This is a genomic window from Sorangium sp. So ce363 (assembly GCF_051520435.1).
GTDB lineage: Bacteria > Myxococcota_A > Polyangia > Polyangiales > Polyangiaceae > Sorangium > Sorangium cellulosum_B.
Genome location: NZ_CP150333.1, coordinates 8,804,560 through 8,818,186, shown reverse-complemented (window position 1 = coordinate 8,818,186; position 13,627 = coordinate 8,804,560). Strand labels below are relative to the sequence as shown.

General features: G+C 71.2%; 11 protein-coding genes. 3 read left to right on the top strand and 8 right to left on the bottom strand.

The features are described from left to right. Positions 1-5: 5 nt before the first annotated feature. The 6 genes from WMF12_RS33165 to WMF12_RS33140 form a co-directional block, all read right to left on the bottom strand. The gene (locus tag WMF12_RS33165) at positions 6-1,289 is read right to left on the bottom strand and encodes an RNA polymerase sigma factor (protein WP_437851852.1); all 1,284 of its coding nucleotides are present in this window, start codon (positions 1,287-1,289) and stop codon (positions 6-8) included. A 53-nt stretch (positions 1,290-1,342) separates the two neighbouring features. After that, complete coding sequence (locus tag WMF12_RS33160; protein ID WP_437851850.1) at positions 1,343-1,768, bottom strand: YciI family protein; 426 nt, start codon at positions 1,766-1,768, stop codon at positions 1,343-1,345. 199 nt (positions 1,769-1,967) lie between these two features. Next, the gene (locus WMF12_RS33155; protein ID WP_437851848.1) at positions 1,968-2,906 is read right to left on the bottom strand and encodes a tetratricopeptide repeat protein; all 939 of its coding nucleotides are present in this window, start codon (positions 2,904-2,906) and stop codon (positions 1,968-1,970) included. Positions 2,907-2,965: 59 nt separating this feature from the next. Next, complete coding sequence (locus tag WMF12_RS33150; RefSeq protein ID WP_437851845.1) at positions 2,966-4,558, bottom strand: serine/threonine-protein kinase; 1,593 nt, start codon at positions 4,556-4,558, stop codon at positions 2,966-2,968. A 143-nt stretch (positions 4,559-4,701) separates the two neighbouring features. Further along, a complete protein-coding gene (locus WMF12_RS33145; RefSeq protein WP_012239029.1) occupies positions 4,702-5,394 on the bottom strand; it encodes a VTT domain-containing protein in 693 nt (230 codons plus the stop codon). 215 nt (positions 5,395-5,609) lie between these two features. Further along, complete coding sequence (locus tag WMF12_RS33140; protein WP_437740672.1) at positions 5,610-7,136, bottom strand: deoxyribodipyrimidine photolyase; 1,527 nt, start codon at positions 7,134-7,136, stop codon at positions 5,610-5,612. Between the two features lie 333 nt (positions 7,137-7,469). Between WMF12_RS33140 and WMF12_RS33135 the strand changes: the two genes are divergently transcribed. The 3 genes from WMF12_RS33135 (at position 7,470) to WMF12_RS33125 (ending at position 11,729) form a co-directional block, all read left to right on the top strand. Next, on the top strand, positions 7,470-8,669 hold the full coding sequence (locus tag WMF12_RS33135; protein WP_437740671.1) for a hypothetical protein: 1,200 nt from the start codon (positions 7,470-7,472) through the stop codon (positions 8,667-8,669). After that, a complete protein-coding gene (locus tag WMF12_RS33130; RefSeq protein ID WP_437851843.1) occupies positions 8,666-9,424 on the top strand; it encodes a ferritin-like domain-containing protein in 759 nt (252 codons plus the stop codon). Before WMF12_RS33135 ends, WMF12_RS33130 begins: the two co-directional genes overlap by 4 nt. Positions 9,425-9,590: 166 nt before the next feature. Then, the gene (locus WMF12_RS33125; RefSeq protein ID WP_437851841.1) at positions 9,591-11,729 is read left to right on the top strand and encodes a S9 family peptidase; all 2,139 of its coding nucleotides are present in this window, start codon (positions 9,591-9,593) and stop codon (positions 11,727-11,729) included. Between the two features lie 121 nt (positions 11,730-11,850). Here the strand turns inward: WMF12_RS33125 and WMF12_RS33120 are convergent, their stop codons facing one another. Both WMF12_RS33120 and WMF12_RS33115 read right to left on the bottom strand, forming a co-directional pair. Further along, positions 11,851-12,318: a response regulator gene (locus WMF12_RS33120; protein WP_437740668.1), complete on the bottom strand. Its 468-nt coding sequence runs from the start codon at positions 12,316-12,318 to the stop codon at positions 11,851-11,853. Between the two features lie 170 nt (positions 12,319-12,488). Beyond that, the gene (locus tag WMF12_RS33115; RefSeq protein ID WP_437851839.1) at positions 12,489-13,274 is read right to left on the bottom strand and encodes a TerC family protein; all 786 of its coding nucleotides are present in this window, start codon (positions 13,272-13,274) and stop codon (positions 12,489-12,491) included. Positions 13,275-13,627 lie beyond the last annotated feature (353 nt).

Here is a 13,627-nt window from a genome sequence, read left to right as displayed (position 1 = left end):
CGCTGTCACCGCGACGGCGGCGCGGAGCCGCCTGCGCACGCGGCGGCGCGCGCGAGGAGCAGGTCGCGCTCGCGCGCGTTGCGCGTGAGCGACGCCGCGCGCTCGAGCTCCGCGCGCGCCTCGTCGAGGCGGCCGAGCTTCGCGAGGAGGTCGCCGCGCACGCTCGGCAAGAGGTGGTAGCTCTCGAGGGAGCGCTCCGAGGTCAGCGCGTCGACGACGGCGAGGCCCGCCGCCGGGCCGAACGCCATCGAGAGCGCGACGGCGCGGTTCAGCTCGACGACGGGCGACGGCGTGACCTGGGCGAGGGCCGTATAGAGCGCCGCGATGCGCGCCCAGTCCGTCTCCTCCGCGGTGCGCGCGCGCGCGTGGCAGGCGGCGATCGCGGCCTGGAGCGCGTAGGGACCGCGCGCGCCGCCGAGCGCCTCGGCGCGCTCGAGCGCCGCGAGGCCGCGGCGGATCAGCAGGTGATCCCAGCGCGCGCGGTTCTGAGCCAGGAGCAGGATGGGCTCTCCCGCCGGTCCGACCCGCGCCCTGGAGCGCGACGCCTGGATCTCCATCAGCGCGACGAGGCCGTGGACCTCCGGCTCCTTCGGCGCGAGCTCGGCCAGGATGCGGCCGAGGCGGAGCGCGTCCTCGCAGAGGGCAGGCCGCATCCAGTCGCCGCCGGCCGTCGCCGAGTAGCCCTCGTTGAAGACCAGGTAGATGACCTGGAGCACCGACGAGAGGCGGGGCGCGAGCTCGGCCCCGCGGGGGACCTCGAAGGGGACGCGCGCCTCGGCGAGGGTCCGCTTGGCGCGGACGATCCGCTGGGCGACGGTCGGCTCCGGGACGAGGAACGCGCGCGCGATCTCCTCGGTCGTCAGGCCTCCGAGCAGGCGGAGCGTGAGCGCGACCTGCGCCTCGGTCGAGAGGACTGGATGGCAGGCCGTGAACACGAGGCGCAGGAGGTCGTCGCCGACGTCATCGTCGAGCGCGGCGTCCAGATCCGGCGCGGCCAGCGCGTGCTGGGCCTCGATCGCGTGGCCGAGCTCCTCGTGCTTGCGCTCGAGCCGCTTGCTCCGGCGGAGCTCGTCGATCGCGCGGCGCTTCGCGGTGGCCATGAGCCAAGCGCCCGGCTTGTCCGGGACGCCCGACTCCGGCCACCGCTCGAGCGCGGTGACGAGCGCGTCCTGCGCGAGCTCCTCGGCGAGGCCGACGTCGCGCACCATCCGCGCGAGGCCGGCGATGAGCCTGGCCGACTCGATGTGGAAGACCGCGTGGATGGAGCGATGCACCTCGGGGGCCGTCACGGCGCCCGATCAGAACACCTTCCGCCGCCGGCGCAAGCCCGGGCGCGCCGTGGCTACTGCTTCGCGGCCGACTGCGCCCGCAGGCGCTCCTCCTGCTCCCTGAGCTCGGGCGTGAGCGCCGGGCCGAAGTCGTCCGCCGTGAACACCTGGCGGATCTCGATCTCGGAGTCCTCGAGCATGGGGTTGGGGCAGCGCTTCACCCACGCGATGGCCTCTTCCTTCGACTTCACGTCCCAGATCCAGAAGCCCGCGACAAGCTCCTTGGTCTCGGCGAAGGGCCCGTCGATCACGGTCCGCTTGTCGCCCGAGAACCTGACGCGCGCGCCCTTCGCGCTCGGGTGGAGCCCGTCGCCCGCGACCATGACGCCGGCCTTCACCAGCTCCTCGTTGAACTTCATCATCTCGGTGATGAGCTGCTCGCTCGGCATGACGCCCGCCTCGCTGTCCTTGGTGGCCTTGATCAGGATCATGAATCGCATGGTCGTGTCTCCTTGCTTCCTTGGTGGAGCTGGGCTCCGGAGGGTCTCTTGCCCGGGGGCGAACCGTGGCTTCATCGTCACGACGAACGGCGGGGCGCGGGATCGACACGCCGGGCGATCTTTTCTTGAGATACTTTCAAGTGCGCGTAATTGTTGATGATTGGAGCAACTGACCCGCCCGCCGCGCCGGCCCGGGCCCTCAGAAGCGGCTGCGCAGCAGCGCGCCGCCGCCGCCGGGCAGGATCGCGGGCGCGAGGGCGACCGAGCTGCGCTGCTCTGGCGCCGTCAGGACGAGCACAAGGCCAGCGCCGATCCCGACGAGGCCGACGGCGCCGAGCACGGTGCTCGTGGTGGTGAGCGTCTGGCCCCGCGAGCTGAGGGACATGCCGTCGTCGCTGCACCGCGAGGGATCTGGGCATTCCTTTTCGAGGTCGCCCTTCGTGCCGAGAGCGAGCCCACCCGTGATGAGGCTCCCGCCCACGGCCGCGGCGCCGACGCCGCCGATGACGAAGCCGAGCGTGCGCTTGAAGTTCGAGGGAGCGGCGGGGGTGGGGGGCGGGCCCGAGGAGATCGCGGGGGCCTGCGGCGCGTCGGGTACGGGGACCGGAGGCGGCGCGGCGGCCGGCGGCGGCTCGAGGCGCACGACGTTGCGCGCACCCTCCGCGAGGGTCACGGGCGCGTCGGTCTGCCGGCCGCCGGGCCATCGCGCGACGACGGCATGGTTCCCGGGGTCGAGCGGGAGCTCGCTGCCGATGCTGGCCTGCGGCAGCGGCGCTTGATCGAGGAGCAGCTCCGTCGGCGCCGGTGCGCCCTCCGGGAGCTCGATGACCAGCTTGGGCACGCGCGGCTCGAGCTCCCTGATGCGCTGCTGGGTGATGGCCAGACGGGGATCGCCGGGCGTCAGCTGGGTGAGCAGCTCCTTGAAGTGCTGCCATGCGCTCGCCACGCGCCCGAGGTCCGCTTCACACTGGGCCAGGTTGAGCAGCGTGCCGCGCGACGGATAGGTCGCCTGGCTCCGGCGGAAGAGCGGAATCGCGTGCGCACAATCTCGCGCTTCCACCGCTGCGCGGCCCTGCTCGAAGAGGTCCTGTGCCTGGGCCTTCGGATCCTTGGGCTGCGCGGAGGCCGGGTGGCTCATCGCGCAGAGGGCGGCGCAGAGGGCGGCGCAGCGGATCGCGCGAGTACCTCTTGTTCGTCTCAGTCCCATTTGTTCCAAGGATCCTCGGGCTTGTTCTGCGTCCTGACCTGTGAAGACGACGGCGGTTTGGCCGTGCTCACGGCGTTCGCGCTCGCCTTCACCGGCGGTGTCGCCGCTGTCGAAGATGCCGCTGCCTTCGCTCGTGCGTCCGGGGAGGCGCTCGCGACCGGCGCTGCGCTGGCCTCGAGCGCAGCGCTCGCGGTCTCGATCGCGGCAACGGGGGTCGCCGTCACCGCGCCGGCCGCGCCGGGGGCGCTGGCCGCGCCGGGGGCGCCGGGGGACGCAAGCCCGAGCTCGGGCGCAGAGCTCGATGAGGCCGCGGGCGAGTCGCTGTCCGGGGGCCCGCTCGGCGTCAGCCGCCACGCAAGGAAGATCCCGGTCAGGACGAGCGCGCCGGCGGCGCCTGCCAGCAGCGCCACGCGGCTGCGCGGCGCCCGGGTCCGCGTCGTGTTGCCCCAGGAAGCGTGCGGCAGCGTCGCGTGCGCCGTGCCCGCCGCCTCGCTCCCGGGCGACGACGGCACGTCCGGGCGGTCCGGCATGGGCGCCGTCGCGGCCTCGGCCGCGCCGGGCGCTCCACGCCACGCGGGCGAGGACGCGCCGAGCGCGCCGGGCGCCGCGGGGGGCGCGCCCACCGGCGGGTACCCGGCGCGGGAAGCACGCTCCGGCAGGATCCGGTCGATGCTCTCGAACGAGAGCCGCCCGCGCTGCGTCCCGAAAGGCGCGAGCACGCGGCCGATCTCGGCGACGCTCTGGACGCGGGCGCCCGGATCCTTCGCAAGGCACCGGCCCACGAGCTCCCCGACGGCGGGCGGCAGGTCCGGCCGCAGGGCCAGGACGGAGGTGGGCGCGTCCATGATGATGGCCGCCGTGACCGCGGTGATGCTGTCGCCCTCGAACGGGTGCCGCCCGGTGAGCATGCGATACAGGATCACGCCGAGAGCCCAGATGTCCGTGCGCACATCTGCGTATTTCAGGCTGCGAATCTGCTCCGGCGACATGTAATGGATGGAGCCCATGATGAGGCCCGTCGCGGTCAGGCTCGCCTCTTTGACAGAGTCGCCTGTGGCGGTGAACTTCGACAGGCCGAAGTCGAGGACCTTGAGGAGGGGAGTCCCGTCGGGGCGGCGGGTGAGGAAGAGGTTCTTCGGCTTGAGATCGCGGTGGATGATGCCGCGCGCGTGGGCCTCCGCGATCGCCTCGCAGGCCTGGAGCACGTAGTCGGCGGCGTCGGCGAGCGGGAGGATGCCGCGGGTCTGGAGCACCTGGCCGAGGTCGTCGCCGGTCAGGTACTCCAGCACCATGTAGGCGGCGCCGGTGCCCAGCGTGCCCATGTCGAGGACACGCGCGATGTGCTGTCCGTCGAGGGCCGCGGCGGCGCGGGCCTCGCGGAGGAATCGAGCGCCGGCGTCGGGGAGCGCGGCGGCCTCGGGGAGGAGGAGCTTGACGGCGACGCGGCGCTCCAGGACGACGTCCCAGCCCGCGAAGACCACGCCCATGCCCCCCGCGCCGAGGACGCGCTCGATGCGGTACTTGCCCGCGAGGACGTCGCCGGGAGCGGGGACGCCGGAGGGGACGGCGGGCTGCTGCGCCATGGTGAGAGGAGAGCGTAGCGGGGAGGTGGCGCGGAGTACAAGGGGCGGGCGGCCTCGGTGGCCGCTCGCGAGCGCCCAACCCGGGAGGGCTTGCGCGATGACGTACTCGACGCGATCCGCTCGCGACGTCCGCCGGAGAGCGCCTACGGCTCGGCCTCGATCCGCGCGGCGTCCTTCTTCTGCTGGAGCCTGTGCTTGATCGCCCCGAAGACGACCGGCGCCACGGAGACGAAGATGATCAGGTAGACGACCCGCTCGATCTGCTTGGCGTCGAAGACCTTGCCAAGGAAGTAGCCGAGGAAGGTCATCGAGAAGACCCAGAGCACGCCGCCCACCACGTTGAACATCGCGAAGCGCCGGTACTGCATCTGCCCCACGCCCGCCACGACCGGCGCGAACGTCCGGGCGAACGGCATGAAGCGCGCGAGGATGATCGTCTTGCCGCCGTGCTTCTCGTAGAACTTCTGCGTCGCGATCAGGTGATCCTTGCGGAACAGGAGCGACTGCTCGCGCGTGAAGATCTTCGGGCCGGCGCGCCGCCCGATCGAGAAGCCCACCGCGTCGCCGATGATCGCCATCGCCATCAGCGTGACGTTCATCAGGAGCAGGTTCTGGAAGTTCGGTAATCCGAGCGGGTTGATGAGCCCCGCGTTGACCAGCACCCCGGCGGTGACGAGCAGCGAGTCCCCGGGCAGGAAGAACCCGATGAGCAGCCCCGTCTCGGCAAAGATGATGATCATCAGGACGGGGTAGCCGCCCCACTGGAGCAGCGACTCGAGCTCCCTCAGCCTGCTGAAAAATTCACGGAGGAGATCCACGGCCGCTCGATAGCTCACCTCGGCGGCCGCGTCGAACCCCGCGTGCGCCCCGGCCGCCAGCGCGCCGCCGGCGTCCAGCGCCGCCGTTCACACGGGCGCCGCCGGCGGTGAGTCGCCCTGCATCGCTGGCTGCCCCCGCCGGGCTACTCCCGCGGGTGAGCCCCCAGCGCCTCCCGGAACCCGGAGGGCGAGCTCCCCGGGCGCGCCGCCCGCGCCGCCGGTGGCCGCGCGCGCTACGGCGTATAGCGCGCCAGGTACTCCTTGAGGTGCAGCTTCCGGGCCGTGTTCTCGGACGACATGTAACGTATCGTGCCGAAGATCTCCCGCTCTGGACCCCAGGCCCGATCGTAGCGGCCGAGCACCCAGAAGATGCCCGAGGTCGAGTTCGGGTCGCGGCCGTCGAGCGCATACCGGTCGTTGAGCTCGATCATGATCTCGAGCGCCTCGCGCGGCGTCCGCGACCACTCCAGGATCTTCTTGCCCCAGAGCATCCGGAGGTAATTGTGCATTCGCCCCTCGCGGAGGAGCTCGACCTGCGACGCGTTCCAGATCCGGTCGTAGGTCGCCCCCGCCGCGAGCGCCTCGATCGGGTAGACGCGCGGGCGCCTGTCGCGCGCGTGCTTCTCGAGCGTCGCGAGCGCCCAGTCCGGCAGAGACTCGTACTCGGTCGGATCGCGCTTCCACGAGGGGCGCGGCCCATCTCCCTCGCTCGCCCCGAGCGCGAAGGCGTTGAACCCGAGCTCCCGCCAGGTGACGAGCTGCTCGAGGAACGCCTCGGCGGAGGCGCTCATCCCCCAGAACCCCTCGCGGCTGCCGCTCGGCCGCTTCACGCCGTCACCGGGGCGGCCGAGCCGCTCGACGCGGAAGCCCTCGCGCCGGGCGACGGCCGCGAAGACCTCGTGCGCCGCGAGGTGGCCGAAGTGCAGGTACGGCGACAGGCCGCTCGTCGCGCCGGCGTCGGGGTGATCGCGCTCTTCCAGGTAGCGCGGCAGCCGGTCCGCGACGAAGCGCGCGAGCGCCTTGCCAGCCGCCTCCGGGCCGCCCCGGCAGGGCGCCGGCGGGACGGTGTGATCGATGGGGAGCGCGGAGAGCGCCGCAGGGTCGCCCCCGAGCAGCGCCGGCGAGGCCGCGGGCCACCTGCGCGCGATCGCGCGGGGGAGGGGCGCCGCAGGCCGGAGCTTCGCCCGCTTCAGCGGATCGGCCGCCGGCTGCGCGCCGAGGTGCTCGCCGATCACCCGCTGCCAGAAGATGCGGAACGAGCGCGCGGTCGTGAACACCCGATCGGCCGCGCGCATCGGCAAGAGGCCGTTCGAGTCCACCTGCTCGAGGCGGACCGGCGCCTGCCGCGCCGCCGAGGCGACCATGCGCGGGAGGAAAAAGCAGGGGTAGTCGTCCGTGACCACCACGCACGCCCGCGCCGCGAGCGCGCCGAGCAGGCCCTTGCCGGCCCCCTCGGCGGGCTCGACGTAGGGGTGATGCGCGACGCCGGCCGCCGCGAGGCGGCGCGCGTTGTCGGCCATGCCGTCGATCACGAAGCGATGGATCCTGTCGCTCGCCCAGCGGTAGCCGCACCGGAGCGCCTCGAGCACGACGAGCGGTCGATCGAGCGCCATCGACCAGGCGATCGCGCGCTCCAGACCGAAATTGTACCGTGTCCGGCGACTCGCGATCATCCAGTAAAGGACGTAGTCGCCGCCCTCGCGGACAGGCATGGCGTTGCGGGTGCGGAGCCGGAGCTCGGGGACGCTGCTGGAGATCACGACACCTCCTCCACGACCGGCCCGCCAGCGCGCCGCCGCGGGGCCGCGGCGGCGGGACCGCCAGGGCGCCAAGGACGCCAGAGAAGCGAGGTTCTCTCGCTCGGCCCCGGCGCCCTGCTCTCTCTTCAGGACGAGCGGTGCTCTAGCACAGCTCGGACACGGGCGCGCACATGCGTCTGGCGGATTCATGTGGGAAAGGCCGGCGCGCGGACCCGGCCTCTCGGGATATGCCCACGCTTGCGCCGTGGTGAAGGCGGCTTCAGGTACCGCCGCAGCGGTCGTTCATCGGCGCACCAGCACGGCGCACGAGCGCGACGCGCGAGGAGGGGCAACATGGCTCTTGATCTCCTGAGAGAGCGGGGGACACCGCTCGACCGCCAGTCGTTCAACTGGCGTGATCTCGTCCAGGTGCCGTTCAGCAAGCTCGACGACGACGCGTTCACCCGGGTGCGCGTCATCCTGATGAACGGCATCGAGCTCGAGAGCGTGCGGTTCCTGCACAGCTTCGCGCGCATGAACCGGGATCTGCGGCGCGTGCTCGCCCAGGTGCGGCGCGTCGATCACCACCAGGCCACGGTGGTGAACTGGCTCAACCCGCCGGATCAGTCGCCGCTGGAGACCACCATCGGATACGAGCAGGTCGCGATCGAGATCACCGCGCACGCGGCGCTCGCCGAGCCGGACCCGTACCTCGCGCAGGTCTATCGCTTCGGCATGCTCGAGGACTACGATCACCTGTATCGCTACGCGGCGCTCCTGGACCGCCTGGAAGGCAAGGACGCGAACAACATCCTGCAATCGTACACCGACGTGACGGCGGGGCGTCCGACCGCGGTGGAGCACCGCGCCCCAGAGGACGACGTGCGCGCGCCTTACGACCGGCGGATCGCGAGCGCGATCACGAAGCTCAACGCGCTCACCATCATGGCGGCCGAGCAGCAGACGCACAACTACTACGTCAACGTCGGGCCGTTCTTCACGGATCCGGTGGCGCGGCTGCTCTACGCCGAGATCGCCTCGATCGAGGAGCAGCACGTCACGCAATACGAGGCGATCATCGACCCCGAGGAGACCTGGCTCGAGAAGTGGGTCCTCCACGAGGCCAACGAGGTCTACAACTACTGGAGCTGCCTCCAGCAGGAGCAGAACGCCCGCGTGAAGCGGATCTGGGAGCGGTTCCTCGACTACGAGCTCGGGCAGCTCCACGTGGCCATCGACCACTTCAACCGGATCGAGCGGCGCGACGCGGCCGAGATCCTCCCCGCCTCGCTCCCGGACCCGGTCTCCCACAAGAGCCACCGCCAGTTCGTGCGCGACGTGCTGTCCACGGAGGTGCAGCTCCGCGCCGTGGGCGAGGACATCGTCGATCCGAGGGTCGTCCCGGAGAGCGCCGCGACGATCGCCTACCGGCAGCAGATGAACTCCGCCGGCTCGCCGTCCGAGATCGTGGCCGCGGGCTACCGGTACACGCCGGGCACCGAGCTCTCGCGGCGCGCCGAGAAGATCGACGGACAGAAGGAGGCGACGCCATGAAACAGATCAAGATGGGGACCAACACCACGGGCATCGCGACCTCTCCCATCGACAGCAAGGAGCTCATCGAGTTTGCGCAGGCGATCCCGCCGAGCTCCCCCGGGAGCGAGGCCGAGGCCGCGGCGGTCAGGAGCGAGTACGCGAGGGAGTCGGGCACGGTCGGGAGCGTGCCGCCGCCGGCGAGCCTCAAGGGGGTCGTCAAGGCAGCCGGAGAGCTCATCCAGGGCAGGCCCCCCGCGCTCCTCATCGACAAGCTCGGCGAGCGCCTCCAGTTCGAGCGCTCGGGCACGCGCCTCTACGAGGCGCTGATCGCCAAGCACGACGCGGAGGGGACCTTCGAGGGAGGCCCGACGCGCGCCGACCTCGAGGCGATCCGCGACGACGAGCTCCGGCACTTCGCGCTGCTGAAGCGCGCGATCGAGCGGCTCGGGGCCGATCCGACCGCGATGACGCCCGGCGCCGACGTCATCGGCCTTTCGTCGTCCGGCGTCCTCGCGGTCGCCGTCGAGCCGAGGATCAACCTCGGGCAGAGCCTGCAGGCATTGCTCGTCGCCGAGCTCACGGACAACGACAGCTGGCGGATGCTCATCGACCTGGCGATCGCCTACGGCCAGGACGAGATGGCCGCCGAGTTCCGCGTGGCCGAGCAGCACGAGGCGATCCATCTCGAGCGCGTGCGAGCGTGGCTGTCGAGCAAGCTCGCGCTCGACGCGCGCGGCGAGCCCACCAGCACGACACCGCAGCAAGCCGCCTGACGCGGAGCCGGCACACTCCCGCGGATCAGGCGATCCGGGCTGGGCGGATCGCGGGCGCTTCGGTGCGGCCCCGTAGACCGGCCTCCGGGATCTCGGTTATGACGCTCGGCGCGCGGGCCCGGCGCATGCGGGGTGCCGCCAGCGGCTCCGCGCCCCGGGTGAACCCATGGACTTGCCCCAGAAGCTCCGATCGCTGTTCCTGCTGCCCTTGATCGCGCCGCTCGCCTGCGGCGGCGCTCCGGCGTCCGCGCCGCCGCCCCCCCGACAGGCCGCCGCGCCGACCCCGGCAGCGCCTGCAACCCCGGCGGTCGCGGCCCCGGCGGTCGCAGCCCCGGCCGCGCCGACGAAGGCCGGGCCGCGCGCCGACGCGACGCTCATGCCGCGGCGCATGCTCTTCGGCAACCCGGATCGCATGTCCCCCCAGATCAGCCCGGACGGCAAGCGGCTCGGGTTCCTCGCCCCCTCCGAGGGCGTGCTCAACGTGTGGGTCGGCCCGGCCCAGGCGCCGGCGTCGGCCAAGCCGGTCACGAAGGAGCAGAGCCGCGGGGTGCGCACCTTCCTGTTCCCCTACGCGAGCGACTACGTCCTCTATCGCCAGGACAAGGCCGGCGACGAGAACTGGCACATCTACGCCGTCGAGCTCAAGACCGGGCAGATCAAGGACCTCACGCCCTTCGAGGGCATCGCCGCGATGTTCGAGGGGATGAGCCCCAAGATCCCGAACGAGATCCTGATCGGCATGAACGATCGGGACAAGAAGGTCCACGACCTCTACCGCGTCGACGTGCGCACCGGCGAGCGCAAGCTCGTGCGGCAGAACGAAGGGTTCGTGGGGTTCGTCACCGACCATGACTTCAAGGCGCGGCTCGCGTCGCGGATGACGCGCGACGGAGGCCAGGAGTACATCGATCTCACCGGCAAGGAGCCGAAGCCCTTCGTCGCGTTCGGGCCCGAGGACGCCGTGACGAGCGAGGCGATCGGCTTCGACGCGGCCGGCAAGACGCTCTATTTCCGGGACAGCCGCGGCCGCGACACCTCCGCGCTCGTCACCCTCGATCTGCGGAAGGCGAAGCCCGCCGTGCTCGCCGAGGACGCGAAGGCCGATGTCAGCGACGTGATCGTCCACCCGAAGACGGGCAAGGTCCAGGCGGCGGCCTCCGAGCGCGAGCGCAAGCGCTGGCAGGTGCTCGACAAGAGCATCCAGCCGGATCTCGACGCCCTCCGCGCGGTCGCCGACGGCGAGCTCGACGTGCTGAGCCGGTCGCTCGACGACAAACGCTGGACCGTCGGATACACCGTATCGGACGGCCCTGTCCGATACTACCTCTACGACCGTGACGCGAAGAAGGCGACGTTCCTCTTCACGAACCGCGCCGCGCTCGAGTCGCAGCCGCTCGTGAAGCTGCGGCCCGTCGTCATCAAGGCGCGCGACGGCCTCGAGCTCGTGAGCTACCTGTCGCTGCCGCGCGCCGCCGACCCCGACGGCGACGGCAAGCCGGACAGGCCGCTCTCGATGGTGCTCCTCGTCCACGGCGGCCCCTGGGCGCGCAGCTCCTTCCGCCTCGATCCGATGCACCAGTGGCTCGCGAACCGCGGCTACGCCGTGCTGAGCGTCAACTTCCGGGGCTCGACGGGCTTCGGGAAGAGGTTCGTCAACGCGGGCGACCTCGAGTGGGCGGGCAAGATGCACAACGACCTGCTCGACGCCGTGGAATGGTCCGTGGCGCAGGGCATCGCCGACAGGGCTCGCGTGGCGATCATGGGCGGCAGCTACGGCGGCTACGCGACGCTCGTCGGGCTGACCTTCACGCCGGAGACCTTCGCCTGCGGCGTCGACATCGTCGGCCCGTCGAACCTCGTGACCCTGCTCCAGTCCATCCCGCCCTACTGGGCGCCGATGCTCGAGCTCTTCGCGAAGCGGGTCGGCGACCCCCGCACCGAGGACGGCCGCGATCTCCTGCGCACGCGCTCGCCGCTCTACCGCGCCGACCAGATCAAGCGGCCCCTCCTCATCGGCCAGGGCGCCAACGATCCGCGCGTGAAGCAGGCCGAGAGCGATCAGATCGTCAAGGCGATGACGAGCAAGGGCATCCCGGTCACGTACGTGCTGTACCCCGACGAGGGCCACGGCTTCGCCCGCCCGGAGAACTCCATGTCGTTCAACGCGATCGCGGAGACGTTCCTCGCGCAGTGCCTCGGCGGCTCCTACGAGCCGGTCGGCGGCGACTTCAAGCGGTCGAGCGTCACCGTCCCCGTGGGCGCCGAGGTCGTCCACGGGCTCTCCGCGGCGCTCCCCCGGCCCTGAGCGCTCCGCTCCACCATCCACCACGGCGGGCCGGCGCGCCGCGGCGCCGCGGGAAGCCGCGCGGGTCATGCGTTGATGCGCCGTGGTCCGGGCGCCCCCAGCCCGCGGGCGTCCGGCTCCGCTACGTCCGCTGCGTCGACGCGGTCCGCGTGTGCCGCCGCGCCTCTGGCTCGCTCACCGGGGGCGCGCTCGTGAGGTCGTCGAGCGTCTCCAGCAGCTGCTCCAGGTCGAACGGCTTGTTGATGATCCTCGTCGCGTCCGGGTGGTTCGGATCGATGCAGAAGCCGGGATCGCTGAGCGCGGTCACGAGCACGACCGGCGCCGCTCTCCCCTCGGCCGCGAGCGTCTCGATGAGGCGCGGCCCGTCCAGGAACGGCATCACGCAGTCGATGACGATGGCGTCGGGCGGCGCCTGGGAGCGCAGCCGCTCCAGGGCTTCGAGGGGGTCGGTGTACCCCTCGACCTCATACCCTTCCGCCAGCAGCACCTCCGCCAGCGTCTCGACGATCGCGTCGTCGTCGTCGACGACGACGATGCGCCGCTGCCTTCCTCGCTCTGAGTCTCCTTGGTCGTCTCGCTCGTCGCTCACGCTCACCTCGGTGGAGAACCCCGGTGTCACTTCTGGGACCGGCCGCTCTCGCCGTCGACCCTCGTAGACCACCTCTGTGCGAATTGTTTACAGGCTCTCCCGGTGCTCGCTCCAAGCGCCCCGGCCTCCGCCGCCTCTCCGGCTCTTCCGCGGAGATCCCGGCGTGGGACTCAGCTCCCTGGCGGAGCCTGCTCGTGCGCCGGCGAGAGGTCCGGAGAGCTCCCCATCTTCGTGTGCAGCTGGACCGGCCGCTGGCGCAGCCGGAGGCGCATGTTGATGAGCTCGACGCCGAGCGAGAAGGCCATCGCGAAGTAGATATACCCCTTGCTGATGTGCTGGCCCATGCCGTCGGCCATGAGCACCACGCCGATGAGGAGCAGGAAGCTCAGCGCGAGGATCTTCATGCTCGGGTGGCGCTGGATGAACGCGCCGATGCTCCCGGCGAAGACGAGCATCACGCCCACCGCGATGAACATGGCCACCATCATGATCGAGATGTGCTGCGCCATGCCGACGGCGGTGATGACCGAGTCGAGCGAGAAGACGATGTCGAGCAGCACGATCTGCGCGATGACGGAGGGGAACGACGCCTTCGCCTTCGGCTGCTCTTCCTTGGGATCGTCGACCTCGAGTTTATCGAACATCTCGTGGGTCGCCTTGCCAATCAAGAACACACCGCCCGCGAGCAGGATCAAATCACGCCCGCTGAAGGCGTGTCCGAGCAGGCTGAACAGGGTAGCCTTGAGTCCCATCACCCATGAGATCGCGAGCAGGAGGAGCAGCCGCATCCCGAGGGCGAGCACGAGGCCGATGCGGCGGGCGAGCGGCTGCTGCTCCAGCGGCAGCTTCGCCGTCATGATGGAGAGGAAGACGATGTTGTCGATTCCAAGCACGATCTCCAGCGCGCTGAGGGTCGCCAGCGTGATCCAGCCGTCGGCGTGCAGAAAGGCGCTCATGTCAGGCATCGGGGTGGCGCTTTGTAGCATGGACAGCCGTGACCGCCCGCCACGTCCGGACCATCGCCCCGCTCTCCGGTGGATCCTGGGCGATCTTGCTCCCGTGTTCAGGGCGCGGGGCGACGGCGATTACGACGGATGCGTGAACGCAAAGTACGTCAACGGCGTTGACGGCGTCGACGGCGGCGGACCCTGCAGGGCGACACACGGCGGCGCGCGCGGCACGGGCGGCGCTTGACGCGGGATGTTGACATCCGGTACAGAGGATCTGGAAGTACGCGCAAGTGGATCTGCCTCCTTCCCGGCTTCCAGGTGAGCTCCTGCGGGGTGTTGGCGAGCTCGCCGAACAGCGC

Excerpts from the sequence above, each read along its gene's own strand:
- WMF12_RS33135 (WP_437740671.1), top strand. The coding sequence starts at position 7,470 with ATGGCTCTTGATCTCCTGAGAGAGCGGGGGACACCGCTCGACCGCCAG.
- WMF12_RS33115 (WP_437851839.1), bottom strand. The coding sequence starts at position 13,274 with ATGAGCGCCTTTCTGCACGCCGACGGCTGGATCACGCTGGCGACCCTC.
- WMF12_RS33125 (WP_437851841.1), top strand. The coding sequence starts at position 9,591 with ATGGACTTGCCCCAGAAGCTCCGATCGCTGTTCCTGCTGCCCTTGATC.
- WMF12_RS33160 (WP_437851850.1), bottom strand. The coding sequence starts at position 1,768 with ATGCGATTCATGATCCTGATCAAGGCCACCAAGGACAGCGAGGCGGGC.
- WMF12_RS33150 (WP_437851845.1), bottom strand. The coding sequence starts at position 4,558 with ATGGCGCAGCAGCCCGCCGTCCCCTCCGGCGTCCCCGCTCCCGGCGAC.
- WMF12_RS33155 (WP_437851848.1), bottom strand. The coding sequence starts at position 2,906 with ATGAGCCACCCGGCCTCCGCGCAGCCCAAGGATCCGAAGGCCCAGGCA.
- WMF12_RS33130 (WP_437851843.1), top strand. The coding sequence starts at position 8,666 with ATGAAACAGATCAAGATGGGGACCAACACCACGGGCATCGCGACCTCT.